Below are 1,058 nucleotides of genomic sequence, written 5' to 3'. Positions count from 1 at the left end.
TGTAGTGGTACAGTGATTTTGGCCACCCATTAAGAAAGAAATGTTATGCTAATAAGCATACAAATTTGGGTGAAAAAATGACGAAATTAAAACGCGCAACATACTCTGCGGCAATCAAATTAGAAACGGCTCAGCTTGTGGTGGACCAAGGTTATACACAAGAAGATGCAGCCAAGGCTATGGGGGTGGGTAAATCAACCGTCAGTAAATGGGTTACTCAATTAAAGCAAGAGCGTAATGGTCAGTCACCATCTGCTTCACCAATGACGCCCGAACAAATTGAAATCCGCGAACTTAAAAAGCAAATCCAACGCATTGAATTAGAAAAGGATATATTAAAAAAGGCTACCGCTCTCTTGATGTCCGACTCCCTGAACAATTCTCGTTAATTGAGAAACTAAACCAACGAGAGCGTTACCCAATTAGCGTGCTGTGTAACGTATTCAATGTGCATCGGAGCAGCTATAAATATTGGGCTATACGGGATACAACGCCAACGCCAGAGCAAGTAAGGCTAGAGGCTGAAGTTAAAGCAATACATGCAATGAGCGGCGGCTCAGCTGGGGCGCGGACAATCGCGGCAATAGCAACGAACAATGATTTTGAATTGAGTCGTTATCGTGCTGCTAAGCTAATGGTTAAATTAAAGCTTGAAAGCTGCCAAGTACCTCAACATTCATATAAACGTGGTGGTAATGAACACCTTGAAATTCCAAACCTGCTTGATAGACAATTTGATGTTGTTGAGCCAGATACCGTGTGGTGCGGTGATGTGACGTATATTTGGGTAGGTAATCGCTGGGCTTATTTAGCCGTTGTTATTGATTTATTTGCACGTAAAGTAGTTGGCTGGGCCATGTCGTTGTCGCCAGATACTAATTTAACGCTAAAAGCGCTTGAACTCGCGTATGAAAGCAGAGGAAAACCGACAGGACTGATGTTTCATTCAGACCAGGGGAGTCATTATACAAGTTTAAAATATCGTCAACGTTTATGGCGCTATAAAATTACACAAAGTATGAGCAGGCGCGGAAATTGTTGGGATAATGCACCAATGG

At 42.5% G+C, this 1,058-nt stretch carries 1 pseudogene; it reads left to right on the top strand.

Annotated features, from left to right (window positions below):
• Positions 1 to 77: 77 nt before the first annotated feature.
• Positions 78 to 1,058 (top strand): annotated as a pseudogene (locus QL984_RS18440) (IS3 family transposase); the annotation flags it as partial.

It is taken from the genome of Pseudoalteromonas sp. APC 3495 (genome assembly GCF_030407645.1).
In the GTDB taxonomy this organism is placed as follows: Bacteria; Pseudomonadota; Gammaproteobacteria; order Enterobacterales; family Alteromonadaceae; genus Pseudoalteromonas; species Pseudoalteromonas tetraodonis.
Note: the sequence above shows the minus strand (reverse complement) of the source record. Positions and strands in the feature narration are given on the sequence as shown.